General features: G+C 72.2%; 20 protein-coding genes. 8 read left to right on the top strand and 12 right to left on the bottom strand.

Annotation, left to right across the window (positions count from 1 at the left end; genetic code table 11):
• The first annotated feature begins 175 nt into the window (after nucleotides 1-175).
• Nucleotides 176-640: a VOC family protein gene (locus V1260_RS05555; RefSeq protein WP_329745810.1), complete on the top strand. Its 465-nt coding sequence runs from the start codon at nucleotides 176-178 to the stop codon at nucleotides 638-640.
• A 69-nt stretch (nucleotides 641-709) separates the two neighbouring features.
• Here the strand turns inward: V1260_RS05555 and V1260_RS05550 are convergent, their stop codons facing one another.
• Nucleotides 710-1,678 carry a hypothetical protein gene (locus V1260_RS05550; protein WP_329745809.1) on the bottom strand — a complete coding sequence of 323 codons (969 nt, stop codon included), beginning with the start codon at nucleotides 1,676-1,678 and terminating at the stop codon, nucleotides 710-712.
• Nucleotides 1,679-2,042: 364 nt separating this feature from the next.
• A complete protein-coding gene (locus tag V1260_RS05545; RefSeq protein WP_329745808.1) occupies nucleotides 2,043-3,611 on the bottom strand; it encodes a M81 family metallopeptidase in 1,569 nt (522 codons plus the stop codon).
• 178 nt (nucleotides 3,612-3,789) lie between these two features.
• On the opposite strand from V1260_RS05545, the gene V1260_RS05540 reads away from it, so the two are divergent.
• Entirely contained in the window at nucleotides 3,790-5,196 is a 1,407-nt protein-coding gene (locus tag V1260_RS05540) for an alpha-L-fucosidase (protein ID WP_329745807.1), read from the top strand.
• 411 nt (nucleotides 5,197-5,607) lie between these two features.
• On the opposite strand, the gene V1260_RS05535 is transcribed toward V1260_RS05540, so the two are convergent.
• The 4 genes from V1260_RS05535 to V1260_RS05520 form a co-directional block, all read right to left on the bottom strand.
• Entirely contained in the window at nucleotides 5,608-6,126 is a 519-nt protein-coding gene (locus V1260_RS05535) for an SRPBCC family protein (protein WP_329745806.1), read from the bottom strand.
• On the bottom strand, nucleotides 6,123-6,893 hold the full coding sequence (locus V1260_RS05530) for a DUF899 domain-containing protein (protein WP_329745805.1): 771 nt from the start codon (nucleotides 6,891-6,893) through the stop codon (nucleotides 6,123-6,125). The genes V1260_RS05535 and V1260_RS05530 overlap by 4 nt, the downstream gene beginning before the upstream one ends.
• The gene (locus V1260_RS05525) at nucleotides 6,890-7,447 is read right to left on the bottom strand and encodes a dihydrofolate reductase family protein (RefSeq protein ID WP_329745804.1); all 558 of its coding nucleotides are present in this window, start codon (nucleotides 7,445-7,447) and stop codon (nucleotides 6,890-6,892) included. The genes V1260_RS05530 and V1260_RS05525 overlap by 4 nt, the downstream gene beginning before the upstream one ends.
• A gap of 435 nt (nucleotides 7,448-7,882) precedes the next feature.
• Nucleotides 7,883-9,109: an amidohydrolase gene (locus V1260_RS05520; protein WP_329745803.1), complete on the bottom strand. Its 1,227-nt coding sequence runs from the start codon at nucleotides 9,107-9,109 to the stop codon at nucleotides 7,883-7,885.
• Nucleotides 9,110-9,381: 272 nt separating this feature from the next.
• Between V1260_RS05520 and V1260_RS05515 the strand changes: the two genes are divergently transcribed.
• A complete protein-coding gene (locus tag V1260_RS05515) occupies nucleotides 9,382-9,639 on the top strand; it encodes a hypothetical protein (protein WP_329745802.1) in 258 nt (85 codons plus the stop codon).
• A gap of 35 nt (nucleotides 9,640-9,674) precedes the next feature.
• Here the strand turns inward: V1260_RS05515 and V1260_RS05510 are convergent, their stop codons facing one another.
• Nucleotides 9,675-10,559, bottom strand: a complete 885-nt coding sequence (locus V1260_RS05510) for an aldo/keto reductase (protein WP_329745801.1) — start codon at nucleotides 10,557-10,559, stop codon at nucleotides 9,675-9,677.
• 269 nt (nucleotides 10,560-10,828) lie between these two features.
• On the opposite strand from V1260_RS05510, the gene V1260_RS05505 reads away from it, so the two are divergent.
• Nucleotides 10,829-11,629, top strand: a complete 801-nt coding sequence (locus V1260_RS05505) for an SDR family NAD(P)-dependent oxidoreductase (RefSeq protein WP_442878126.1) — start codon at nucleotides 10,829-10,831, stop codon at nucleotides 11,627-11,629.
• 19 nt (nucleotides 11,630-11,648) lie between these two features.
• Here V1260_RS05505 and V1260_RS05500 read toward each other — a convergent pair whose 3' ends face one another.
• Entirely contained in the window at nucleotides 11,649-12,317 is a 669-nt protein-coding gene (locus V1260_RS05500) for a class I SAM-dependent methyltransferase (protein WP_329745800.1), read from the bottom strand.
• Between the two features lie 151 nt (nucleotides 12,318-12,468).
• Between V1260_RS05500 and V1260_RS05495 the strand changes: the two genes are divergently transcribed.
• Nucleotides 12,469-13,788, top strand: coding sequence for an acyltransferase family protein (locus V1260_RS05495; protein ID WP_329745799.1), 1,320 nt, complete (start codon nucleotides 12,469-12,471; stop codon nucleotides 13,786-13,788).
• A 9-nt stretch (nucleotides 13,789-13,797) separates the two neighbouring features.
• On the opposite strand, the gene V1260_RS05490 is transcribed toward V1260_RS05495, so the two are convergent.
• Nucleotides 13,798-16,938, bottom strand: a complete 3,141-nt coding sequence (locus V1260_RS05490; protein ID WP_329745798.1) for a DUF3427 domain-containing protein — start codon at nucleotides 16,936-16,938, stop codon at nucleotides 13,798-13,800.
• Nucleotides 16,938-17,366 carry a (deoxy)nucleoside triphosphate pyrophosphohydrolase gene (locus tag V1260_RS05485; protein ID WP_329745797.1) on the bottom strand — a complete coding sequence of 143 codons (429 nt, stop codon included), beginning with the start codon at nucleotides 17,364-17,366 and terminating at the stop codon, nucleotides 16,938-16,940. The genes V1260_RS05490 and V1260_RS05485 overlap by 1 nt, the downstream gene beginning before the upstream one ends.
• 192 nt (nucleotides 17,367-17,558) lie before the next feature.
• Between V1260_RS05485 and V1260_RS05480 the strand changes: the two genes are divergently transcribed.
• The 3 genes from V1260_RS05480 to V1260_RS05470 all read left to right on the top strand — a co-directional run bounded on the left by V1260_RS05480 (nucleotide 17,559) and on the right by V1260_RS05470 (nucleotide 22,569).
• Entirely contained in the window at nucleotides 17,559-18,413 is an 855-nt protein-coding gene (locus tag V1260_RS05480) for a protein NO VEIN domain-containing protein (protein WP_329745796.1), read from the top strand.
• A gap of 77 nt (nucleotides 18,414-18,490) precedes the next feature.
• Nucleotides 18,491-20,329 carry an HSP90 family protein gene (locus V1260_RS05475; RefSeq protein ID WP_329745795.1) on the top strand — a complete coding sequence of 613 codons (1,839 nt, stop codon included), beginning with the start codon at nucleotides 18,491-18,493 and terminating at the stop codon, nucleotides 20,327-20,329.
• The gene (locus V1260_RS05470) at nucleotides 20,326-22,569 is read left to right on the top strand and encodes a hypothetical protein (RefSeq protein ID WP_329745794.1); all 2,244 of its coding nucleotides are present in this window, start codon (nucleotides 20,326-20,328) and stop codon (nucleotides 22,567-22,569) included. The genes V1260_RS05475 and V1260_RS05470 overlap by 4 nt, the downstream gene beginning before the upstream one ends.
• Before the next feature lie 84 nt (nucleotides 22,570-22,653).
• Here the strand turns inward: V1260_RS05470 and V1260_RS05465 are convergent, their stop codons facing one another.
• Together V1260_RS05465 and V1260_RS05460 are read right to left on the bottom strand one after the other, a co-directional pair.
• Entirely contained in the window at nucleotides 22,654-23,493 is an 840-nt protein-coding gene (locus V1260_RS05465; RefSeq protein WP_329745793.1) for an NAD-dependent epimerase/dehydratase family protein, read from the bottom strand.
• Nucleotides 23,494-23,606: 113 nt separating this feature from the next.
• Entirely contained in the window at nucleotides 23,607-24,257 is a 651-nt protein-coding gene (locus V1260_RS05460; protein WP_329745792.1) for a VOC family protein, read from the bottom strand.
• Nucleotides 24,258-24,399: the final 142 nt, after the last annotated feature.

Below are 24,399 nucleotides of genomic sequence, written 5' to 3'. Positions count from 1 at the left end.
ATACAGCGTCGGCGTCGACGTCGGGGACGGGTGCGACGGCGTGGGGGCGCGGGACGAATCGCGCCCCACGCCGGCGCGGGGCGGGTGCGGCGGACCCCTCGCGTGCGTCGGACGGCGGTCCTACGCTGAGCGCGAGTCCCCGCAACAGCGCGGGACCGCCCCGAGAGGAACCGCCATGAGCGAGAACGCTGCGACCCCGTCCGAGACCACCGACTCCGCCCCCGGCGCCCCGGACCAGAACTGGGCCACCGGCCGACCCGTCCACTTCGAGATCCAGGCCGCGGACCCGCAGCGGGCGAGCGAGTTCTACACGAGCGTGTTCGGCTGGACCACCGAGGACTGGTCCGAGTTCGCGGGCATGCCCTACTTCGGCGTCACCACCGGCGCCGGTCCCGGCATCGACGGCGCGATCCTCGGCCGCCCCGGTGGCGAGAACGCCGAGGTGGGCGGACCCGTCATGGGCGCCGTGATCACCATGGGCGTCGCCGACTTCGACGCGGTCGCCGAGAAGATCACCGCCGCCGGCGGCGCGGTCGCGCTGCCGAAGTACGCGCTGCCGGGCATGGCGTGGCAGGGCTACTTCCACGACACCGAGAACAACGTCTTCGGCATCCACCAGCCGGATCCCGAGGCCAAGTGAGCCGGCGGCCCGGGGTGCGCAGGCGTGCTGCGCGCCCCGGGCTGGCCGGGACACTGTGGCCCCTGAGCCTCAGCGCCCGAAGAGGTCCCCGAGGCCGAAGTCCGAGATCTGATCGCCCAGGCCGGAGAGCTGGTCGCCGAGGTCGGTGACGCCGCCGCCGAAGCCGTCGGCGATGCCGTCGACCCCCTCGAGCCCCTCCACGCCCTCGAAGCCCTCGGTGAAGCCGGCGAGCTGGTCCCCGAGGTCGGGGGCGAGGGCGTCGACGTCGATCCCGTCGCCGATCGCCGCCGAGAGCAGCGAGCCGCCGACGGAGCTGAGCACTGCGCCGCCCGCGACGGCCGCGAGCAGTCCGCCCGCGCCGAGGGCCAGGGCGCCCACGCCGCCGGCTCCGAGGGCTGCGGCACCCAGGCCGCGCCCCCGCCCGCCGGCTGAGCGACTGCCGCCGGACCGGCCGAGCAGCCCGGTGAGTCGACGCGGGTCGAAGGCCGCGAGCCGCGTCGCGGAGCGCGCCAGATCCTGCGGTGCCTCGCTGCGCGGCCGCTCGCCCTCGGGGAGCTCCTCGCGCATCGTCGCTTCGAGCTGGGCGCGCTGGGCCGGGGTGAGCCGCTCGAACGCCTCGCGGTGGACCCGCTCGAGCTGGTCCGGCTCGGCGGTGCGGACGAGATAGTCGTAGCGGGCGATCGCCCGACGGTCCTCCGTGGAGATGTCCGCCGTGTCGCGGGCGGGACCCGCGTCGTGGCCGGGGCGCTCGTCAGAGAGCGAGGGCATCGAGGTCGTCGGGATGCCGACGCCCGAGGTGCGCGAGGTGTCCGGGGTCTGCGGCGCGCGGTGCGGGGTGTCGTCCCAGGCCGACGTCGTCCGGTGGGGGTCGCGGGACGAGGAGCTGTCGCGGGACGAGGAGGTGTCGCCGGTCAGGGAGTCGGCGGCGCTGCGGACGAGGTCGCGCCAGTCGCTCCCGCGGCCACTGCGGGACGAGGAGGAGCTGGAGGAGTCGAGGGCCTTCTGGGCGGTGCCGATCAGGCGGCGGAACGTGCTCATGCGGGTCCTTCCATCGGGGAGGGGAGGTGTCGAGCATGCGGGGAGCGCCTCGACGTGCCCCGAGGTCGCGCTGTGCTCCCGCTGTGAGGCGGTGGCTGGGGCCCGGACCCGGGCCCGAGCCCGGTGCCAGGGCAGGGCCGGTGCCGGGGCGGGGCGGCGCTGGCCGGTCGGTGCTCCGCCGGAGTGGGCCAGGGGCTGCGGCGGGGCGGTCGGCGGATCGCCCTGCTGAAAAATTGCGTCTGGCGTGACCTCACGGCCCCACAGGGCTTCAGGTCACGCTAGGCGCGGAGTCTCAGCAGCGCTCCGCCCATACCCCGCGCAGACTGCGCCGCCCCTGCCCTCAGGCCGCCTCCGCCCCGCCCGGTCACACCCCGCCGCCGCGCCGCACGTCAGCGGGGGTCGGCGCCGAGATCTCCGCGTCGAAGGGGATCATCGGCCGGGCGATCCTCTGGTGGCCAAGGCGCAGCAGGTCCTGGTCGACGCCGCCCGGGGTCAGTGCCAGCAGCCAGTCCGCGGCGGACTCGTACTGGTCCGGCTCGAGGTAACCCATCTTCACGGTGACCACGTCGAAGCCCGTCATCGACAGCCCCAGCCGCGCGAACATGTCGTGCGTCGCCCACTGCGACCGCCGCCCGGTGACGACCACGGTCAGCCCGGTCCGCGCCGCACCCTCCGGGAGATCGCCCGCCCCCGTCCCGACGTCGAGCACCCGCAGCGCGGCGGCACGGCCCGTCGGCCCCGACTCGTCGAGGGCCGCGACCTCGACCCGCAGCGGCACCGGCCCCGGCTCCCGCGCATCGATCCGGCCTCCCACCTGCACGTCCACCTGTCCGCCGACGCCCGCCTCCCAGGCGGCGTCGGCCGACGTCGGATCCACGAGCGAGACCATCAGCGCGCTCACCGCGCCCGCACGGATCTCGGGGCGCGCGGCGAGGCGGGCGAGGCAGTAGGTGGTGTCGTCGGCCCCGCCGGCGCCGGGGTTGTCGCCCGAGTCGGAGATCCAGAACGGCCGGGCGTCCGACGTGACCGCCCGGTCCAGGCAGTCGTCGAAGCTGCCGGTCGGGGCGACGAACTCGAAGTCGTGCCGCACCTCCCACAGCGCCGTGCCGAGCTCGAGCGCGGCCGCCTCGACCGCCTCCGCGCTGTCGCCGTGCGCGACGATCGCAGCCTGGCAGCGCGGCTGATCGGCCCAGGCGAAGCCGATCCAGCAGGACACGTCGGTGACGCCGTCGCGCGAGGTCAGCGCCGGGATCCGGGCGTACAGCGACTTCGCGGGCTCGATGCGGGTGGACGTCTTCTCGCCGGGCAGCAGGATCGGCACGTGCACGAGCGCCTTGTGCGGCCGGCCGCCTCCGTCGCGCACCTCCGCCGCGACACGGACCAGGTCCCTCAGCCCCCGCTCGCGGGTCTCCCAGGCGTCGATGTGCGGGGCGTGCCGGTAGCAGGTCAGCAGGTCACAGGCGTCGAACAGGGTCTCGGAGACGTTGCCGTGCAGGTCCATCGCGGTGCCGACCACGACGTCCGGTCCGATCGCGCCGCGGATCGCCGTGATCAGGTCGCCCTCGGCGTCCTCGAGGCCGACCACGCTCATCGCCCCGTGGATGTCGAAGAAGAACCCGTCCAGCGGCGCCTCGGCGTGCGCGGCGGCGAGGCCGCCGACGATCTCCTGCTTCCAGCCGGCGTACGTTGCGGCGTCGAGCTGCCCGCCCGGCAGGGCGCGCGCGTGCAGGACGCCGACGTAGTCCGCCTCCGGCACGTCGAACGGGTAGCGGGCGAGGATCGCGTCCGTGCCGCGGCGCACCTCGAAGTCGGATGCGCCAGAACGATAGGGCGTGAAGGTCGAGGACTCGATCGCGATGCCGGCGATGGCGAGGCGCGGCGGGGTGGCCTGCGGCGTCGTGGACGGGGCGGGGGACTGCGTCGTCGCAGGCATGGGGAGGCTCCGAACAACTTAAGCGGTTGATAGCGTGGGTCCATCCTCGCATCCGCGCTCGACGCCCGCCACTGCGGGGGCCTCGATCCCGCGGTGCCGTCGGCGGCCGATCCGCCCCGTCGGCCGCCCGACCATCCCACCCGCGAGCCCCCCGCTTCGAGGAGGAAGCCCCGCCCCGATGATCAGCTTCGACGACCGCCACGGCCCCGCGGAGGCCGCCTGCGCCTCCGCCTACCCGGAGCTGCGCGTGCCCGAGTGGTACCGCGACGCGAAGCTCGGCATGTTCGTGCACTGGGGTCTGTACTCCGTCCCCGCCTGGGCCGACGTGCTGGACCGCAGCGACGTCACCGCCGACACCGCCTATGCCCGCCACCAGTACGCGGAGTGGTACGCGAACACCGTGCGCATCGAGGGCAGCCCCACGCGGGAGCGGCACGAGCGGCTCCACGGCGTCGGCCGCAGCTACGAGGACTTCGCCGACGACTGGCATCCCGCCCCCGACGCGGCCGCCCGGATCGTCGACCTCGCCGCCCGCGCCGGCGCCCTTTACCTCGTCCCCACCACCAAGCACCACGACGGCTTCTGCCTCTGGGACAGCGCCACCACCCCCTTCACCGCCGCCCGACGCGGACCCGGCCGTGACCTGATCGCCGAGCTCGCGAGCGCGACCCGCGGGGCCGGCCTGCGACTCGGCCTCTACTACTCCGGCGCGCTGGACTGGCACATGAGCGACTTCCCGCCGCTGACCTCGAACGACGACCTCTTCGCGCTGCGCCGCAACGACCCCGCCTTCGCCGCCTACGCCGCCGCCCAGCTGCGCGAGCTCGTGGATCGCTTCGCCCCGGACCTGCTGTGGAACGACATCGACTGGCCCGACGCCGGCAAGCACCCCGGCCCGGACTCGCTCGTCCAGCTGTTCACTGAGCACCTCGCCGCGGTGCCGGACGGCCTGGTCAACGACCGCTGGGGCGCCCCCGTCCACGGCGTGCTGACCCGCGAGTACCAGGACATCGACGCCGTCCAGGACGAGGTGTTCGAGGCGACGCGCGGGCTCGGCCTCTCCTTCGGGTACAACGCCGACGAGTCCGCCGGGCATGCCCTCGACGGTCCGGCGCTGATCCGCCTCCTCGTCGACGTGGTCTCCAAGAACGGGAACCTGCTGATCAACGTGGGGCCGCGCGCCGACGGGTCGGTCCCGCCGCTGCAGTCCGCGGCGCTCGAGGAGCTCGGCGCCGGGCTCAGCGAGCACGGCACGGCGATCTTCGGCACCCGCCTGTGGTTCCACGAGGCGGTGCGCGTCCCGCCCGCGGGGGTGCGCTTCACGCGCGGTCCCGGGGCCGACCGGGGCGAGCTGCTACACGTGTTCCTGCTGGACCCCGCCGCGGGGGAGGTGGTGCTGGACCCGCAGGTCAGCGCAGCTCTGCGGGAGGTTGCGGAGGTGCCGGGCGGGTCGGGCGAGAGGGTCGTGCTCGGTGTGGGGGCCGGGGCCGGGGTTGCCGGTGGGGGAGATGGTGGGGCGGCGGCGGGGCCGGTCGGTGTGCTCTCGTTCCCGGTGCGTCGCGGTGCGGTCGGGGCGGTCTCCTGATCCGCAGTCCGTGGCTCTCTGATCCGCGGTCCGGCCGCCTCCTGATCTGCTGTCCAGAGTCGTCCTGATCCGCTGTCCGGCCACCCGGCTCGACCGTCCGACGGGACGCCGTTCTGGCTGGATGTCCACCGAGGGGACGTGAGCGGCTCCTGCCCTGCCATATGCAGGTCTCGCGCCGCTCACGTCCCTTTCATGGACAGGCCCCGCGGTGGCGGACGGGCGGGCTGCTGCCTTGGTCGTCGTCCGGTCTGCCGTCTGGTGCGCTGGCGAGGTCAGTGGGCGGCCGTGGTGTGGTCGGCGGTCGGGCTGGCTGTCCGCCGAGGGGACGTGAGCGGACCGTGCCCTGCCATATGCAGGTCTCGGGCCGCTCACGTCCCGTTCACGGACAGCCGGCGGCTCGACGGCCGGAGATCACCCCGCAACGACCGCCCGCTCCACCGCCTCGAGGGACTGCTCGAGGAAGCTCGGCGGGAAGGGCGGCAGGCCGGAGGACTCGACCATCGCCGCGGGGACCGCGCTCCAGTCGTAGGTCAGGGTGACGCGGGTGCCGTCGGTGTCGGGCGCGAGGTCGTAGCGCCAGGTCCAGCCGCCGGTGCCCAGCTCGCCGTCGGGCCCGTACTGGCCCGGCTCCCACGCGACGGTGCGGTCCTGCTCGAGGGCGATGACGCGGTTGTGCATGTCGTAGCGCCCGGGGACGTTCACATGGAACATCTCGATGCCGAACACCTGACCCACCTCGGTCAGCGGCTCCGGGTCCTCCTCGAGGGAGCCGCGCACCCAGTCCGTCGGCTCGGTATCGTGATGCCGGGCGGGGTCGGTGAGCAGCGCGAACACCTCCTGCGGGGTGGCGGGGATCGTGCGGGAGACGACGTAGCGTCCCTCGGCCGGTACGGTGCGCGCACCGTCGGCGCCCTGGCTCTCGGTGCTCATGCCTGCTCCTTCATGTCCTGCTCCGTCGGGTCCTGGTCGGCGCAGCACGGCGCGCCCGGTGCCGATGTGTCGTGCGAGGCTCCGCCTCCCGGCCCGTAGAGGGCCGCGACGTCGGGGGAGTCGAGCCACTTCTCGTAGGCCGCGGACTGCGGCCAGCCCTCGGGGGAGTCCTGCCACGCCTCCTGGCGGCCGTAAGGCAGCACGTCGACGAGCGAGAAGGTGTGGCCGAGCTGCTCGGTGCCTCGGCCGTCGGTGTGCCAGGTGCGGAACACCCGCTCGCCGTCGCGGAGGAACACGTTGATCGCGAAGCCCTCACCGGGGCCGGCGCCCATGTCGGCCCCGAAGTCGCTGCCGGCGGTCGAGTACCAGTCCATGCGGTTGCCGACCTTCTCGCGGTAGGCGAGGGCCTCGTCGATCGGCCCCTGGGTGACGATCACGAAGCGCGCGTCGTAAGGGCGCAGGAAGTCGGTGCGGGTGAACTGCGAGGTGTAGCCGGTGCAGCCGCCGCACTGCCACTCCGCGCCCAGCGACCACATGTGGTGGTAGGTGATCAGCTGCGCGGCGCCGTCGAACAGGTCGACCAGGCGCACGGGCCCGTCGGCACCCTCGAGCGTGTAGTCGGGCAGCTCCACCATGGGGAGGCGTCGGCGCTGGGCGGCGATGGCGTCGAGCTCGCGGGTGGCGGCCTTCTCGCGGGCGCGGAGGGCGGCGAGCTCCTGCTGCCAGGTCGCGAGATCGGTGACGGGTGGGAGGGCGGGTGCGGTCATGATCGGTCCTTCCGGGGTGACCAGCGGGTGTAGACGACGCCCGAGCCGAAGGCGCGGTGCTCGAGCAGGGTGAGCGGCGCGCGGTGGCCGTCCGGCACGAGCCGTCGGCCGCGGCCCTGCACGTACGGGAACGTCCACAGCCGGTACTCGTCCACGAGCCCGGCCGCGATCAGGGTGTGGCACAGGGTGATGCTGCCGGTCAGCGAGATCTCCCCGCCGTCGCCCCGCTTCAGCTCCGCCACGGCGGCCACGGGATCCGCGGCGATGATCGTGGTGTTCCCCCACTGCGGATCGGTGAGGGTGGTGGAGACGACGATCTTCTCGATCGTGTTCAGCTCCTCGGTGATGCCGGTCGTGTCCTCGGTCTGCTGCGGCCAGTAGCCGCGGAAGTCCTCGAAGGTCTGCCGGCCCAGCAGGAGCGCGTCGCACGCCGCCGAATCGCGCCGGGTGATCTCGCGCTGGCCAGGGTCGTCCGCGGCGGGGTCGAACCAGTCGTCGAGCATCTCGATCGAGCCGTCGACGGTGATGTTCTGGGTCAGGATCAGGGGACGCATGATCTCCTCCGGTGGAGCGGTGTCGTGCCCGTGCCTCGTGCCCTGCACCGTATGACCGCGCCCGGGGAGGGTCAAGGGCGGCGATCGTGCCATGGGGAGTTCTCCCCAGGTAGTCCACCCCATCGCGCTTCTGAGCAGGTGTCCGTAGATTCCAGGTACTGGGTGCGGGCCCCACGGGGAACGCGAGGACAGGGCACGGGATCGACCCGCTGCGGGAGTCGACCGGGACGGTGGGGGCCGTCCGGGTCGGCGCGGATCGCGGCGACGGGAGCCCGTGCCGGTCCTCAGCCGGAGACGGCGGACGGGGGAGTCCGCACCCGGTGCGAGGCGAGGGGACGGGCTGGGCGCGGGGGTGCCCGGCCCGTCCTCCGTCGTTCCGGCCGACGCCGGTGCCGGACCGCCGACGACCGTCCGTCGGCCGTCACCCGGCCCGGGTCAGCCGCGCCCTCCCAGCAGCGCCACGGCGGCGGCCGCGGCGGCCTCGGTGCCGGTGCGCAGGGTGGGCTGGAGGTCGAGGGACCACAGCGGGGAGTGGTTGGGCGCCGGGTCGCGCCCCTCGGCGTAGCCGCCGAACACCCAGTAGCAGGAGGGGACCCCGAGGGCGTCGGGGATGATCGAGAAGTCCTCCGAGCCGGTGGACGGCTCCATCACCTCGACCCGCTCCTCGCCGAGCTGGGCGGCGACCGCGGCGCGCACGGCCTCGGCGAGCTCGGGGTCGTTGTCGGTCAGGGGGTAGTGGTTGAACAGCTCGACCTCGGGCTCGCGCGGGGAGCGGGCCGCCTCGGACTCGGCGCGGGCGATGCGCTGCACGCCCTCGACGAGCTGGTCGAGGATCTCGTCGCTGTAGGCGCGGAAGTTCAGCAGCATCTGCGCGCGGTCCGGGATGATGTTCGGCCCGGATCCGGCGTGGAGCGCGCCGACGGTGACCACCCCGAAGTCCCCGGGCGCGATCTCGCGGGCCACGAGCGTCTGGAGGCGGGTGACGATCGCGGCGGCGAGCACGATCGGGTCGACGGAGCGGTGCGGCATGGAGCCGTGGGATCCGGCGCCGTGGACGGTGAGCCGCATCGACACCGAGGCGCTGAACATCGGCCCGGGCGCGACCGCGATCCTCCCGGCGACCGGGTCGCCCATGACGTGCTGGCCGAGGCAGGCGTCGGGCGTCGGGATCTTCTCGGCCAGGCCGTCCTCGACCATGGCGCGGGCGCCGGCGGCGATCTCCTCGCCCGGCTGGAAGAGGGCGATGAACGTGCCAGACCAGTCCTCGCGGTGCTCGGCGAGGAGCCGGGCGGCGCCGAGCGCAGTGACGATGTGGGCGTCGTGGCCGCAGGCGTGCATGGTCGGTTGCTCGACCCCGTCGGCGTCGGCCTGCGTGTGCTCGGAGGCGTAGGGGAGACCGGAGTCCTCCCGCACCGGGAGGCCGTCCATGTCGGCGCGGTGCAGGATCGTGGGCCCCGCGCCGCTCTCGAGCACCCCCACCACACCGCCGCCGATCCGCTGCACGGCGTAGCCGAAGCCCTCGAGCTGCTCGGCGACGATCCCGGTGGTGCGCTCCTCCTGCATCGACAGCTCGGGGTGGCGGTGGAGGTCCTCGAACAGCGGCTCCTGCCAGCTCGCGTACTCCTCGAGGGCGGCGGTCATCGCGGGGGTCAGGGTGCTCATCGGGTCTCCTCTCGCGCCGTCGCGCGTCGCCGGGTCGGCCGACGGGGCGGCGGCGCCTCAGCGCGGTCTCCGCCCTCGAGCGTAGACCCGCGGTGTACGTGCGGTGGCGGTCTCGTGTGATTCCGGTGACCAGCGCTCGAGACCCCTTCTCGCGGGCCTGCCTGCGGCAATACGGTGGTGCCGAGCACCGCCGGAGAGGGTCGGATCGGCCCCCGGCGGCCGACCACAGCCTCCCGCCCCGCTCCCATCACACCCCGGAGGAGGAACCCCGCATGGACCCGCGCCCCGACGCCCCCGTCGGCCACGAGACGACCGCAACTATGACTGCGACTGCGGAGACCTCCGCGCTGCCCGCCATGACCGCCGCTCTGCCGACGGTGACGACGGCGCTGCCGACCGTGAGCGGTGCGCTGCCGACCGTGATGGCGCCGGCCGAGCCGGGGATGCGCCCGACGGGCCGCCGCGCGACCGCCGGCGTGACGATCGCGCTCGTCGTCGCCTTCGTGCTCGTCACCCTCGCGAGCCTCTGAGGTCCGGCCCCGCGGGGGCATGAGCTGCGCCCGGCTCAGGCCTCGTCGATGACGACGTCGAAGTAGGCGTCGCTGGGCTGATCCGGGTCCGGGCCGCCGCGCACGCCGGTGTCGAGGGCGTCGATCCGCGCCATCTCCTCCGCGCTCAGCTCGAGGTCGAACACATCGAGGTTCTCGGCGATGCGCTGCGGGTTCACGGACTTGGGGATCACGGAGCGGCCCTGCTGGAGACCCCAGCGCAGCATCACCTGAGCGGGCGACTTCCCGTGCGCCGCCGCGATCTCGACGAGCGTCGGATCCTCCATCACGGAGCGGCGCTTCTCGCCCCACCCGGGGTAGAAGGTGATCCCGCCGATCGGCGACCAGGCCTGCGTGAGGATGCCGTGGCGGGCGTTCGCGGCCTGCACCTCGGGCTGGGCGAAGTAGGGGTGGAGCTCGACCTGGTTCACGGCGGGGACGATCTCGGTCGCCGCGAGCAGCTCCTCGAGGTGGTGCGGCATGAAGTTGGAGACGCCGATCGCGCGCACGCCGCCCCCGCCGAGCGCCGACTCGAGCGCGCGGTAGGCGGCGATGGTGCGGTCGAAGCGGGTGGGGATCGGCTGGTGCAGGAGCACGAGGTCGAGAGTGTCCACGCCCAGCTTCCCGCGCGCCTTGTCGAGCGCGTGGAGCGTCTCGGCGTGGCCGTAGTCGGAGACCCACACCTTGGTCTCCACGAAGATCTCCTCGCGCGGCACGCCGGAGCGGCGGATCCCCTCGCCGACCTCGCGCTCGTTGCGGTACGCGGCGGCGGTGTCGATGTGCCGGTAGCCGGCGCGCAGCGCGGTCTCGACGGCGGCGGCGGTCTCCACCGGCGGGCTCTGGAAGACGCCGAGGCCGAGGGCGGGCATGGTCACGCCGTTGTTCAGGGTCAGATCGAGCATGGGGGTCCTTCCGGGGGTCGGGCGCGGCCGACGGGGGAGGTCGGCCGACGGATCCATGGCACCACCGCTCGGTGAGGTGCGGGAGGCACTGATGGGGCACCCCTGGGGTGGAGGGGGAAGGGCGGGCATGCTGCGAAGAGCGGGCATGCTGCGAGGAGCGGCACACCCTCCTGGCACCGGGGAAGCCCGCGGCCGGGCGCGGCGTTCTGCCCTCCACGCGACCACCGGCGCGCCGTGCCCCGCGGCGCGCACCGCTCAGGGAGGACCCCATGATCGACCTCGATCTCACCGACCGCACCGCCTTCGTCTCGGGCTCCACGCAGGGCATCGGGCTGGCCATCGCCCGCCGGCTCGCCGAGGCCGGCGCCCGCGTGGCCGTCAACGGCCGCACCGCCGACCGCGTCCAGGAGGCGATCGACACCCTCACCGCCGACGGCCTCGATGCCTCCCGCCTCGTCGCCGCGCCGGGCGATGTCACCACCGACGAGGGGCTGGCTGCCGCGCTCGAGGCCGCCGGGGAGGTGGACGTGCTGGTCAACAACCTGGGTGTCTTCGGCGCCCGGCCGGCTCTGGAGATCACCGACGCGGAGTGGCAGCGGTTCTGGGACGTCAACGTGATGGCGTCCGTGCGCCTGATCCGGGCGCTGCTGCCGCGCATGGTCGAGCGCGGCTGGGGGCGGGTGCTGAACATCGCGAGCGACTCGGCGATCGTCACCCCCGCCGAGATGATCCACTACGGCACGTCGAAGACGGCGCTGCTGGCCGTCTCCCGCGGCTTCGCGAAGGAAGCCGCCGGAACCGGAGTCACGGTGAACTCGGTGATCGCCGGGCCGACCTACACCGAGGGCGTGCAGGACTTCGTGTACCAGCTCGTCGATTCGGACCTGCCGTGGGAGGAGGCGGAGGCGGAGTTCATGCGACTCCACCGCCCGCAGTCCCTGATCCAGCGCCTCATCCGCCCCGAGGAGATCGCCAACATGGTCGTCTACCTCGCCTCCCCGCTGGCCTCGGCCACCACGGGCGGCGCCTTGCGCGTGGACGGCGGGTACACCGACGCGATCCTGCCCTGAGGGCAGGGCCGGGGCGGGCTCAGCGCCGACGCAGCACGAGCACCGCGTCGAGATGCTCCCCGGCGCTGCCGTCCGGGGCGATCGCCGGGCGGGGCCGGTCCTCGCAGGTCACGACCTCCCAGTCGGCGGTGGGCAGGTCGAGCTGGGCCAGCTCCTCGGCGGCGCCGAGCATGTCTGCCCGGTGGTGGTCCGCCCAGGAGGGCGGGGCGGCGTGGGAGACGCTCACCAGGTGCCCTCCGGGGCGGAGCGCGGTGAGGGCGCGGCGCAGGATGCGGGTGCGCTCGAGAGGGACGTCGGACTGGAAGAAGGAGGCGGTGACGAGATCGGCCGACGCCCGCTCCGGCTCCCAGGCCTCGAGGTCGGTCGCGGCGAAGGTCGCGGTGGTGAGGCCGCGTGAGGTCGCCCCGGCGCGGGCGCGGCCGACGGCGGTCTCCGAGATGTCCAGGCCGTGCGCGGTCCAGCCCTGCTCGGCGAGCCACAGCACGTCCCCACCTTCCCCGCACCCGAGGTCGATCGAATCACCGGGGGCGAGGCCCGCGACGACCGCGGCGAGCGCCTGGTTGACCTTCCCGGACCAGACCCGGTCGCTGCCCGCGTAGCGCTGCTCCCAGTGGTCGGCGGGAGAGAGGGGAGTGTTGGGTGTGGGCGCTGGCGCGTGCCCGTGGGCGTGCTGGTGCTGGTGGGTCATGGGGTGAGGGTGGCAGATGGCGGCGGGGTGCGGAAGCGGTGTTGCCGGGAACGCCAGGGCCGACCGGGTTGCCGTGCGACGTGGGCGAATCGAGGTAGATTGTCGCCACTTCCAGCGGCTCCGTCGCCGCGGGAGCGGGGGAGGGGACCTTATGACGAGCACGCGACCGAGCCGCGCCGAGACGATCGACGCTGCGACGCCCGCGAGCCGCAACCGCGTGGTCGACTTCCTCCGCGCCGCCGCGATCACCGTGGTGGTGCTCGGGCACTGGACGATCATCGCGGTCGACCCCGACGGCGGGATCCTCCCGCACGGGGTGCTGGACGGTGCTCGGTGGACCCACCCGTTGACCTGGGTGTTCCAGGTGATGCCGATCTTCTTCCTCGTCGGCGGGTACTCCAACGGCCTTTCCTGGCGCTCCGCGCGGCGCAAGGGGATCGGCTATGCCGAGTGGCTGCGCACGAGGCTCCGCCGCCTCGGCATCCCGCTGATCCCGCTGCTGCTCGCCTGGCTGGTGATCGGCGTGGTCGCCGTGCTCGCCGGCGCGCCGACGTCGACCGTGCAGCTCGCCTCGCAGATGGCGCTGATCCCCACGTGGTTCCTCGCCGCGTACCTGATGGTGATCCTCGTGGCCCCGCCGTGCCTGTGGCTGTGGGAGCGGCTGGGCTGGTGGTCGATCGCGGGCGGGATCGCGCTCGCCGGCTTGGTGGACGCGGTGAGCATCGCCGCCGACCAGCCGCTGCTCGGCTACCCGAACTACCTGCTGGTCTGGGCGGCGTTCCACCAGGTCGGCTACGCCTGGCTCGACGGCCGGCTCGCCGGGACCGGGAAGCGGCTGGGGCTGGCCGCGATCGGTCTGGTCGGTCTGCTGCTGCTCGTGCTGGTGGGTCCGTATCCGGTCTCGATGATCACCGCCGGCGGGGACGCGATCTCCAACTCGAGCCCCACGCGCGTGTCGATGGCGTTCCTCGGCATGCTGCAGGCCGGGCTGGTGCTCTCCTTCGAGAGGCCGCTCGAGGCACTGCTGCGCCGGCCCCGGATCTGGTTCGCGACGGTGCTCGTGAATCAGCGGATCATGACCTGGTTCCTGTGGCATCTCACCGTCATGGTGGGCCTCGCCCACCTGCTGCTCGCTCTGGACGCTCGGGCGCTGTTCCCCGAGCCGCTCATGGGCGCGTGGTGGGCGACGCGGCCGCTGTGGGTGATCGCGCTGCTGGTGCTCACCGGACTGGTCGTGCTGGTGATGGGTTGCTTCGAGACCCCGCGGGCCGACGACCGCCCCGCCCCGCCGGTGTGGAAGCCGCTCGCCGCCGCGGTGTGCGTCATCGCCGGGCTCGCCGTCATGGCGAGCGTGGGCGTGGCGGGGGAGAGCGGCGTGACCTGGTGGTGGCCGCTGCTGCCGGTGGTGGGGTTGTGGGGGTTCGGGGTGGTGGCAGTCGGACGTCGCCGAGGCGTTACAGGTCCGACCTGACTCGGCTGCTTACGCGACCGCTCGGGCCTCCATGAACAGATCGACCGGCATGGTCCGGTCCAACTTCCACACGACCTGCATTGGCCGGGAGCCCGTCGCGTGCTGGAACTGGGCCGTGCCCAGGCAGGTGTAGGGCTCGGTCCCGATGTCGCCGGTCTTTGCACGCCGCACGAAGAGCACGACACTCGAGCCGCGCGTCGAGTGGTTGATGTATCGCTGGCCGGTGGGGCTGTCCGCGCTGGTCGTGCTCTGCGACTCCCAGTGGAAGAGCTCCTGGTTGATCGCGTAGTCGCGGTACATCGTCGTGGGGGAGTAGTCGGCCTCCGACTTCTTGAGCGTCACCAGGAGGGCGTCCACTCCGAGCGTGGGAAGCCACTTCACCCCCTCGCGAATCGACCCGGGCGTTCCCTTATCGAGTGTGCCGAGGCCGAAACCTGCAAGCAGTTCTTCTCGGGAATAGCGCGCATGGGAGCGCAGCGGAGAGCGAGCTGCGGATCCGCTGAGCGACGCAGGCAGTACCCGCGACGCCTGCTCCTGGTAGGCGAGGAGGTTAAGCATCTCTGCGACGACCTGGGAGTATGCGCGGATAGTCTCCAGCCCCGCGCGGACTCCGTGCTCACCCGCGGGCCAGAAGGAGAACACCAGCATGGCCGCGTAGAGGTCTGTCTCGACGTCGGGCGGAAGGGTCGGTGTCGTCAGCAGGCGACGGTAGGCGCGAATCCGCTCGGGATCGTCCACATGCGTGAGGGTGCCGACTCGGCGCAGGAGAGCGTCGGCCTCGTCCGAAAACCCCTCGTCGATGGAGGCGGGGAACGCCCAGTCGACGAGTGCGGACCACGACGCCGAGCGCTTCTCTCCGGCGAGGCTGCGGGTGCCGGGTGCGTACACATCGGCGAGAGATCGCTCGCCAGACATGAGGTACGACCCGAGTGCGTACTCCTTTGGGGCCACGTTCTCCGGCTTGTGTTGGCGCACATCGACGACGAGATCCCGGGTCGACAGCTTGAGCTGCTTCTTCACGTTCGAGAGCACGATGTCTTGTGCGACGCGGTCAAAGACGATCTGCGTCCCCGGAGGGAGGAAGGGGAAACCGTCTCGGATGCTGCGCTCGAGCTTGTTCCGTGAGAGTCCCGTGAGGGCCCGGTACTTCAGATCGAAGCGGAAGTTCTCGCTCTGCAGGCCGACGAAATCTAGAACGGTGAGCACAGCCTTGTTCTCCGCGCGGCGTAGGCCGCGCCCGAGCTGCTGCAGGAAGATCGTGGCTGACTGCGTCGGCCGCAGCATGAGGACGGTGTCGATCAGGGGAATATCGAGGCCCTCATTGAAGAGGTCGACCGCGAAGAGGCACACGATCTCGCCGCTGCGAAGCATCTCGAGGCCGTCCCGACGCTCGTCCGAACCGGAAGCCCCGGTCAGGGCCAGCGAGGGGAGACCGGCACGGGTGAACACCTCGGCCATGTAGTGCGCGTGCTCGACGCTGACGCAGAAACCCAGGGCCTTCATCTGACGGGGGTCTGTGACCTTGTCTCGCACAGCAGTGAGGATTTTGCCCGCTCGCGCATCATTCCCGGTGTACACCGAATTCAACTGGTCGATGTTGTACGAGCCGCGAGCGAAGCGGACCCCGCGGAGATCCACGCCGTCGGCGATCCCGAAGTAGTGGAACGGGACGAGGAGATCGGCGCTGAGGGCGTCCCAGAGGCGCAGCTCGCTTGCCACGCGACCGTCGAAGAACGCCTGCGCCACGTCGACCCCGTCGGCCCGCTCAGGCGTCGCGGTGAGACCGAGCAGTTCCCGCGGTGTGAAGTAGTCGAGGACCTTGCGGTATGTCGCGGCCTCGGCGTGGTGGAACTCGTCCATCACGATGATGTCGAAGTGGTCGCGTGCCCACCGCTCCAGCTCACCGGGCTGCTGCAGCGACTGGACCGACGCGAAGACGTGTCGACGCCGGAGAGGCTTGTGCCCTCCGACGAAGAGCTCCCCGAAAGCGCCATCCTTGAGGACGTCGCGATAGGTCCTCAGAGACTGCTCAAGGATCTCCCTGCGGTGCGCGACAAAGAGGATCGTCGGCTGGTCGGCGTTCGACGCCCGCAGGCGCCTGTAATCCAACGCCGCCACCACTGTCTTGCCGGTCCCCGTGGCCGCGACCAGCAGGTTCCGATGGCGGTCGTGCACCTCCCGTTCCGCCGAGAGGTCATCGAGCATCTCGATCTGATGCGGGCACGGCCGCACATCCAGATGGCTGATCGACAGGGCCGCGGAAGAGGTGCGGCCGCTGTTCTTCGCGAGAAGCGCGTCGAGGTACTCGGCGTCGGTGTCTGGGTCGTACGGAGCGAAGGCTGCGTCATCCCAGTACGTCTCGAAGGTGGACTCGAACTTGTCCACCAGGCTCGGAGTCGCCAGATGGGACAGGCGCACGTTCCACTCAAGCCCATCGACCAAGGCGGCGCGGCTCATGTTGGAGCTGCCCACATAGGCGGTGGTGTATCCGCTGGATCGATGGAACATCCACGCTTTGGCATGGAGGTGAGTGGACTGCGCGTCGTAGTTCACGCGGACCTCGGCGTTCAAGGAACGCACGAAGTAGTCGAGGGCCTTGCGATCAGTCGCGCCGATGTACGTCGTCGTGAGCACGCGAATCGGCACACCGCGCTCGGAGGCCTCGCGGAGAGCGGACTCCAACACCCGGATTCCGCTCCACTGGACGAACGCACACAGCAGATCAATGCGATCAGCGCTCGCCATTTCGAGGCGCAGCTCCGACCCGAGCTGGGGATCCATCCGGGAGTTCGTGAACAGGGCGACGTCACTGAGCGGCGTCGACGGTCGCGGCAGGAGCGGAGCCTCGGGCGCTGTCACGGAGGTGAGGAGTCGGGGGCCAGGAGAGACAGAGGGGTCGGGGGCCGACGGCGGCAGAGCGGACAGGAGGCGGTTCGCGAGGGCGATGCGCTCTTCCCGTGGAGCGGCGTGCAGTGCCTGTTCCACGGTCCGTGCGACGTGCTGGGTGAGGACGTGCGTGACATCCGCGTCGTCCACGTCGTCCGTCGGCGTGAGGAAGCCGCGCTCCTCTGTCGAACGCACAGCCTCGGTCAGTCCGGTGGTGAGGAGCAGTTCGTAGAGCCCGGGATCGAGGGCCTGCTTCGCCTCCATTACTCCGCCTCGGAGTCGCGTCGCAGAGAGCCCAGTCGCTCGGGCAAACCCTCGAGCAGCGGAACATCTCCCGGCGCCCACCGCAGCGAGGACAGCTCGGTCAGGGGCACCCACTGCATGGCGTCGTGATCGCTGCTGGCGGACGGATCCTCACCCGCGAACTGTGCGGCGTAGCAGGAGAGCTCGATGCGCGCGGTCCCGACATCGCTCAGGCTCCGGTCGACGAACTCACCGACGGTGACGTCGACGCCGAGCTCTTCTCGCAGCTCGCGTCGCAGTGCGGCCTCGGGAGATTCGCCGTGCTCCACCTTGCCGCCCGGGAACTCCCACAGCCCTCCAGCGCTCCGGTCTGCGTTGCGCCGGGCAGCGAAGACCGCGCCGTCACGTTCCACGATGGCCCCGACGACGCGGATGACTGGACTGTCCACCGGAAACTCTCCTCTGCCCTGGGTCGACACTAGCGATCGTACGGAGAGGACCTGACGTGCGCAGCGCAAGCCGCCTAGCGGTCCGGAAACGGTTGAGACTCGATCTGCACGGCAGCGTTTCGGATCCCCGCCAGTTAGTCGCAGATGGAGCTTCGCGCTCCGTCTGTCGGCCCGCTGTGCCACCATCGGCGCATGACACCGAAGTCACCTCTGCAACTCTCGAACCACGAGGTCGAGGTTCGAGCCGTTGAGGCCGTGATCGCCTTCGAACGCGCGGCCGGCCGAGCGGTCGTTGACTTGCGATATCGGAAGGACGCTCTCGTCGACCTCGAGTCCTACGACGACGCCACGGACGAGAAGCGACTAATCGAGATCAAGGCTTTCGGCGGATCCGGACGTGGCGACTTCCTATGGCTTGAGAGAAACCAGGTTCGTGCATTCGAGCAGGACCCGCTTGCCCATCTCTACCTCGTCACCAATGTCCGTGCGGCCGACCCGTCCGAGATCCGGATCCTTGACCTAACGGGCGAGCAGCTGAAGGCGCGGCTTGCGGCGAAGAAGCTAAAGCAATACTTCGAAGTGCCACTGCCTGTCGCAGTCTACGACGACCTCCTCTCACGCTCTCCGGCTGCATTGACGCTCGACGGCGTGCAGTTCTGTCTTCAGATCCTCGACGGTGTAGTCGCACTGCATGAGCGTGGCTTCCATCGGGCGCGGTTCGTGACTCGATGGGCGCCTACTGGTCTCCACGTGCGCCTGTTCGTCGGCCGTCGCGAGGACATGCTTGGGACTGCGCCTGAGGCGAAGGTCGTCGACAGCGTTGTGCACCTCTCCGTCGACGACTCGGAGCGAGCCGTACGGGAGTTCGCCGGTGCCCTGATCCCCGCGCGGTGGGGCCGTGATCGAGTCGCTGACCAGCTCCTGTCCGCGCTCCCTCCGATGTCACCCACGGGAGACGATCCGGAGTATCAGCGCGAACTGAGGCGCCTGCTGGATCGGCATCGCGCCGCGGTCACCTTCCCGCTCACTGACAGAGGTGAGGCGTGAGGTCTGATCGCGAACGCGATTTTCGCTAGCAGGCGATACCGCCCCCACCCCACCCACCCCCCCCGTACCCTTCCCCCATGGCGGGAACCACGGAGAACTTCCAGGTCGACCTGCGCGGGATCGTCGAGATCCTGTCGCACAACCTCTACTCGAGCCCTCGCGTGTACGTCCGGGAGCTGATCCAGAACGCGCGGGACGCCGTCGTCGCGCGGGGGGAGACCGGGGAGGACCTCCCGCCGATCGAGCTGCTCGTCGACCCGGTCGCGGGGGCGCTCACCGTGCGGGATCACGGCATCGGCCTCACCGAGGCGGAGGCGCGCAGCCTGCTGTCCACGATCGGCGCGTCCAGCAAGCGGGAGGAGCTCGCGGCGGCGCGGCGCGAGTTCCTGGGCCAGTTCGGGATCGGCCTGCTGTCCTGCTTCCTCGTCGCGGACCAGATCGAGGTGACCTCCCGCAGCGCCCGCGACCCCGAGGCGCGGACCATGCGCTGGGTGGGCCGCGGAGACGGCACCTTCACGGTCACGCCCGCGCCGGAGCAGCTCGCCGAGCCCGGCACCGAGGTGCGCGTGCACGTGCGCCCCGACGAGGCCGAATGGGTCGGCGCCGACCGCGTCACCCGGCTCGCCAGCGAGTACGCGAGCCTCCTCGCCGTCCCGATCACGGTGGCCGTCGCCGGCGATCCGGCGCCGCCGCTCCTCGTGAGCAGGAACCCGGCCCCCTGGGACCTGCCCGAGGGCGACGCCGCCACCTGGTGCGCGGACGCCTTCGGCTTCGAGCCGCTCGCGGCGATCCCGCTGCACGTGCCGATGCTCGGCGTCCGCGGCGTCGCCTTCGTGACCCCTCAGGCCACGCCCGGGCGGGGTCGCGCCGGGGACCGGGTGTTCTCCCACGGCATGTCCGTCGCCTCCGACAACACCCAGCTGGTGCCTGAGTGGGTCGCCTTCGCCCGCGTCGCGCTCGAGGCGGGATCCCTCGGCCTCACCGCCTCCCGCGAGTCGCTGCACGAGTCCGGCTCCCTGGCCACCGCCCGGGAGGAGATCGGCCGACAGATCCGCGCGGGCATCGAGCAGCTCGCCGCCGGGGACCCCGCCGTCTTCGCCCGGTTCGTCGACGCGCACGGGTCGAGCCTCATCGCCCTCGCCGTCGCCCACGCGGAGATGCTGGAGTTCGTGGCCCGCCACCTCACCTGGGAGACCAGCGTCGGCCTGCTGCGACTCGTGGAGATGCCCGCGCGCATCGCGTACACCACCGACGACCGCGAGTTCGCCACCTATGCGCCGCTCGTGCAGGCGCAGGGCGGGCTGCTCGTCAACGGCGCCTACACGCACGGCGGCGCGATGCTGCGGGCCTACGGCGAGTCGCAGACCCGCCTGACCGCGCGCGAGTTCGAGCTGTCGCGGCTGCTGGAGGACCTGCCCGGCCCCCGCGCCGAGGACGCGGGCCTCGCCGAGCGGATCGGTGATGCGGCACAGGCCGTGCTCGGCCCGCTCGGCGTCGCCGTCGACGTGCGGGCCTTCCGCCCGGCGACCCAGCTGGTGCTCCATGTGCCGCGCCGTGCCCCCGGGTTCGCCTTCGAGGAGGTGGAGGACGATCCGTGGGCCGACCTGCTCGGCGGGGGAGCCGCCGTCGACCCCGTCGGCCCCGCGGACTCCCGCCCCGCCCTCGTGCTGAACCTCCGCGCCGAGGCGGTGCGGGCCCTCGGCGGCCGGCTCACCCCGTCGGCCCGTGAGGGCGCGATCCGCGCCCTGCACCTGCTGAGCCTGCTCCAGGCCGGCATCCGCCTCCACGCCGAGGAGCAGGCGAGCCTGGCCGTCGCGCTGGAGACGCTGCTTCTGGCGGCGGCGCGCAGCGAGGACAGCCCCACCGCAGACGGCCCAGCAGGGAACCACACCACCGACGAACGGGGACGCGCATGATCCGGTACGACGAGGTCGCAGGACTCACCGGCGAGCAGGCCCAGCGCTTCCGCGCGCTCCTCGACCGCAGCAACGAGCTCTCGGACATGCCCGATGACCTCGGCACGATCCGCGCCTGGGAGGAGCAGATCGCGGCCTGCGAGGCGGAGGGCGTGCCCCACCTCGCCGCGAGCGGCCGCTTCGCCCAGTACTCGATCTACAGCACGGGAGGCATGCCGGCGGCGGCCCTCGAGACCTACGCGCGGCTGATGCAGATCGTCGGCCGCTACGGCGACCACATCAACCCGAAGAATCTGACGCTGTTCCTCGGCACGGTCGCGGACCTGGTGGTCACCGCGGGAGAGGATCCGTCCGTCCCCCGCCCCCAGCTCGAGCGGATCGTCGACCTCGTCGAGAAGCAGACCGTGGCCCACGGCTTCGACCTCTCCTACGTGACGCTCGCCCGCGCCTCGCTCGCCGCCGAGTTCGGGGAGCACGACCGCGCCCTCGCCCTGCTCGATACGTGGCAGGGCATCGGCAGCCCCGAGTGGCCGCCGTTCGACGCCAACACCGTCACCCGTGAGGTGATGATCCTCGAGGCTGTCGATCCGAGGCTCGCCGCCGAGACGCTCACCCGCCGCCTCACGGCGATGGGCGTCCCGCCGGGCCCGATCGACGAGCACCGGGAGGATCACGTCCAGGTCCGCCTGCTGCGGGTGCTCCTCGGATCGCTCTTCGCGCGCGCGGGACGGTGGGACCTCGCCGCCCGGATCGGCGACGAGCTGCTCGACCAGTACGGCATCGAGCGACTCGTCCGCTCCGCCGAGATCCCGGATGTGCTGCTGGTGCTGGAGCACCGGCCGGACGAGGCCCGTGTCGCCGCCGACTTCGGCCTCGAGAACAGCGGGCTCGACCACGTCGACTGGCGGGTCCAAGCCGCTCTCGCCCGCAGCCGCTCCCTCGAGGCGCAGCACAGCGAGGAGGCGGCGCTGCTGCGCGCCCTCGCGTCGGAGGCCGCCGCCGCGCACGACGCCCGCGGCAGGACGGACGTCAACACCCGCGAGCTGCAGGACTTCTGGTTCGCGGGGCTGCCGCCCGCCGCCGCGATCGCGGCGGGCGGGTCCGACGCCCGTTCCGGGTCCGACGCCGACGTCGATCCCGCGGACCGGGCCGAGCGGATCCTGCGCGCCGGGTGGATCCCGCGGCGTACCGCGCCCGTGACGCTCGGCGCCGTCCCCATCTCGCTCAAGGACCGGTACGTGGAGCTCCACGAGCAGGCGATGTCGATCTCCGAGATCGAGTCCGCGGAGGAGGCCGAGGCCGCCGTCGCCGCCACGATCGCGCGCGCTCGCGAGCTGCGGATGCCGATGGCCGAGTTCATCGCCCGGCTCATGCACGCCTTCCACGCCTATCAGGCAGGGGACCACGCGTCGATGGTGCTGCGCTACCCGCGGGTGCAGAGTGCCCAGAGGGCCGCGCCGGACGGCATCGAGCCGGCCCTCGAGAAGGCCGCCGCGGGGCTCTTCGTCCCGGTCGTCCTCACCGCCCTGGACCTGCCCTCGATCCCGCTGGAGCTCGTGGCGGAGATCATCGCCGACGAGACCTCGCTGCGCGCCGTGACGGGCATGCCGACCACGCCGCTCGCCGTGGCCGAGCTCGCCCGGGCCGCGCATCTCGGGCAGCTGGGCGAGATCGGCCCCCGGCTCGAGGAGGTCCGCACCCGGCTCGCGGCCGAGGCGCGGGACGTGGACCCCCACGACGTGCACCTCGACGTGGCGCGGATCCTCGCACCGGTCGATCCCGGAGTCGTCCCCGACCTCGTGGATCCTGTGCTGAACACCTCGCACGATCCGGCGCAGCAGCGGCCGGCGTACGCGTGGCTGACCTGGGCGGCGCTGCGGGCGGGGCGGCCCGCGGAGGGGCACGTCGCCGCGGTCCTCGACCAGCTCGAGCGGGTGGACCGGGAGTTCGAGGAGTTCGGGGACCTGCCCCGCTCGGTCGTCCTCGAGGTCGCCTCCCGCGCCCCGGCGGCACGGGGGTGGGTGGTCGACGCCGCGCTCGCCGACACGACGCCGGGGGACCCGACCCATCTCGACACCTTCGCCGGCGCGGCGCGCCTCCTGCTCGACCACGCCCCGGAGGACGAGCGCGGCCCGCGGCTGCGCGAGGACGCCCTCCGGATCGCCGCGGCCCTCGACCGCCGGAACGGCAGCGAGGTGCAGTCCGCGCTGCTGCGGGAGCGGTTCTTCCCGGAGGGGTGAGGGCGGGGCGGGGCGGCGTCGGCCCGGTCGCGGGCAGGGCGGCCGACGGGGCGGCGAGCACGCCCCCATGGCCCTCCGCAGCGACTACCGCCAGGAGTGCTGCGGCGCGTACCCGAGAACGCGGCGGGCCTTCTCGATCGAGAGCAGGGTGCCGTTGCCGGCGATGTCGCCGCGCACGGGGACATCGGGGAACACCTCGGCGACGAGCTCACGGTTGTCGCGGGTCATGACGGTGTCGGCCGCGGAGACGATGAAGCGGTCGAAGCCGGTCTGATCGTGGTCGAGGGAGAGGCGCACGGCCTGGGCGGCGTCACGGCCGTCCACGTAGCCCCACAGGTTCCACTTGCGGGCGGTGGCGTCGGCATCGAAGGCGGGGAAGCGCTCGTAGTCCGCCTCGTCCATGACGTTCGAGAAGCGCAGCGCGATGATCTTCAGGTCCGGGTGCCAGCGGCACAACTGGATCGCGAGCTGCTCCTCGAGGTGCTTGGAGAGCGAGTAGTGGGACTCGGGCCGAGCGTCGTACTCCTCGTCCACCGGGATGTACGGCGGCGGGGTGTCGAAGGGCAGGCCCAGCACCGTCTCGCTCGAGGCGGTGACCACGGTGCGGATCCCTGCCTTGAGCGCGGCGGTGAGCACGTTGTAGGTGCCGAGCATGTTGTTCTGGAAGGTCGCCGTGTTCGTGGCCAGACCGGGGGCGGGGATCGCGCTGAGGTGCACGAGCGCGTCGAAGCCGCTCGGCGCCCTCTCGTCGATGCCGGTGAGGGCGTCGAGCACCTGTCCCGCGTCCCGCAGGTCGATCTGCACGACCCCGGAGCCGCGCTCCCCGGCCCGGTCGAGGTTCACCACCTGGTGCCCGTTCTCGCGCAGGTCGCGCACCACCGAGCGCCCCAGCTTGCCGGAGCCACCTGTCACTGCGATTCTCATGTGCACATCCTCCACCCGAGGAAGCGCGGGCGCTATCGGTGACCGTCGGGAGCGGACGGCGCCGATCGGCTCGCTGGAGGGCCTCGACCCTCGGCGTCAGCTCGCGCCGGTCCTCAGATCGTGACCTCGCGCCCGTCCTCCATGCGCAGCACGAGCTCGAAGCGGCTGCCCTGGCCCTCGCGGATCTCGGCGAGGGCGTCGCCGAGGCCGAGCGCCGCGGTGGCCTCGCGCAACGGCTCGGGGTTGACCTCGATACGGGCGAAGGAGACCAGCTCGAGGGTGGGGAGCTCGCCCAGCCCGGGCTGGTCCGCGGTGCCCCAGTCGATGAGGAAGGGCAGGCCGTAGTTCACCGGCGGCGGCGCCTGGGTCAGTCGCCACTGCAGGGTGTCGCCGGACGGGGTGGTGCGGGAGAGCGGCTGCGGATCGCCGAGCTCCACGCCGCCGGCCCGCGCGGCCGCGACGACGCCGTCGAGGTCGCCGGGATGTGCGGCGTAGGTGATCAGCGTCGGCTTCCGCAGCCGGTGGATGTTGAAGAGCTTCGGCAGCGCCTCGCCCTCGCGCTCCGGATCCGGGCCGACCAGCTCGAGGTAGTGGGGCCGGCGCTCGCCGCCGACGGTGAGCGCGACCAGCGCGTTCGCGGTGCCGACGGGGTGGCTCCCGCCCGGCGCGGCGGTGACGCCGGTGAGATCGCGGAACCAGCCGACGAGCTCCTCGAGGGACGGGCCGGCGATGACGATGTGGTCCAGCAGCGGGGGAACGTTCATGCCCCCGACGATAGCCCGCGCCCGGGCGCTCGCCGGCTCGCCGCCTCTCCTCCCCAGGGCACCGCTTTCCACATGCGCCACAGTTCCGTGCCACGTGTCAGTGCCCCATGATGGAATGCCATATAACGGGCACATGCCCGTG

It is taken from the genome of Brachybacterium sp. J144 (assembly GCF_036321705.1).
In the GTDB taxonomy this organism is placed as follows: domain Bacteria; phylum Actinomycetota; class Actinomycetes; order Actinomycetales; family Dermabacteraceae; genus Brachybacterium.
The sequence above is the reverse complement of the archived record's forward strand: the minus strand, read 5'-3'. Positions and strand labels throughout refer to the sequence as shown.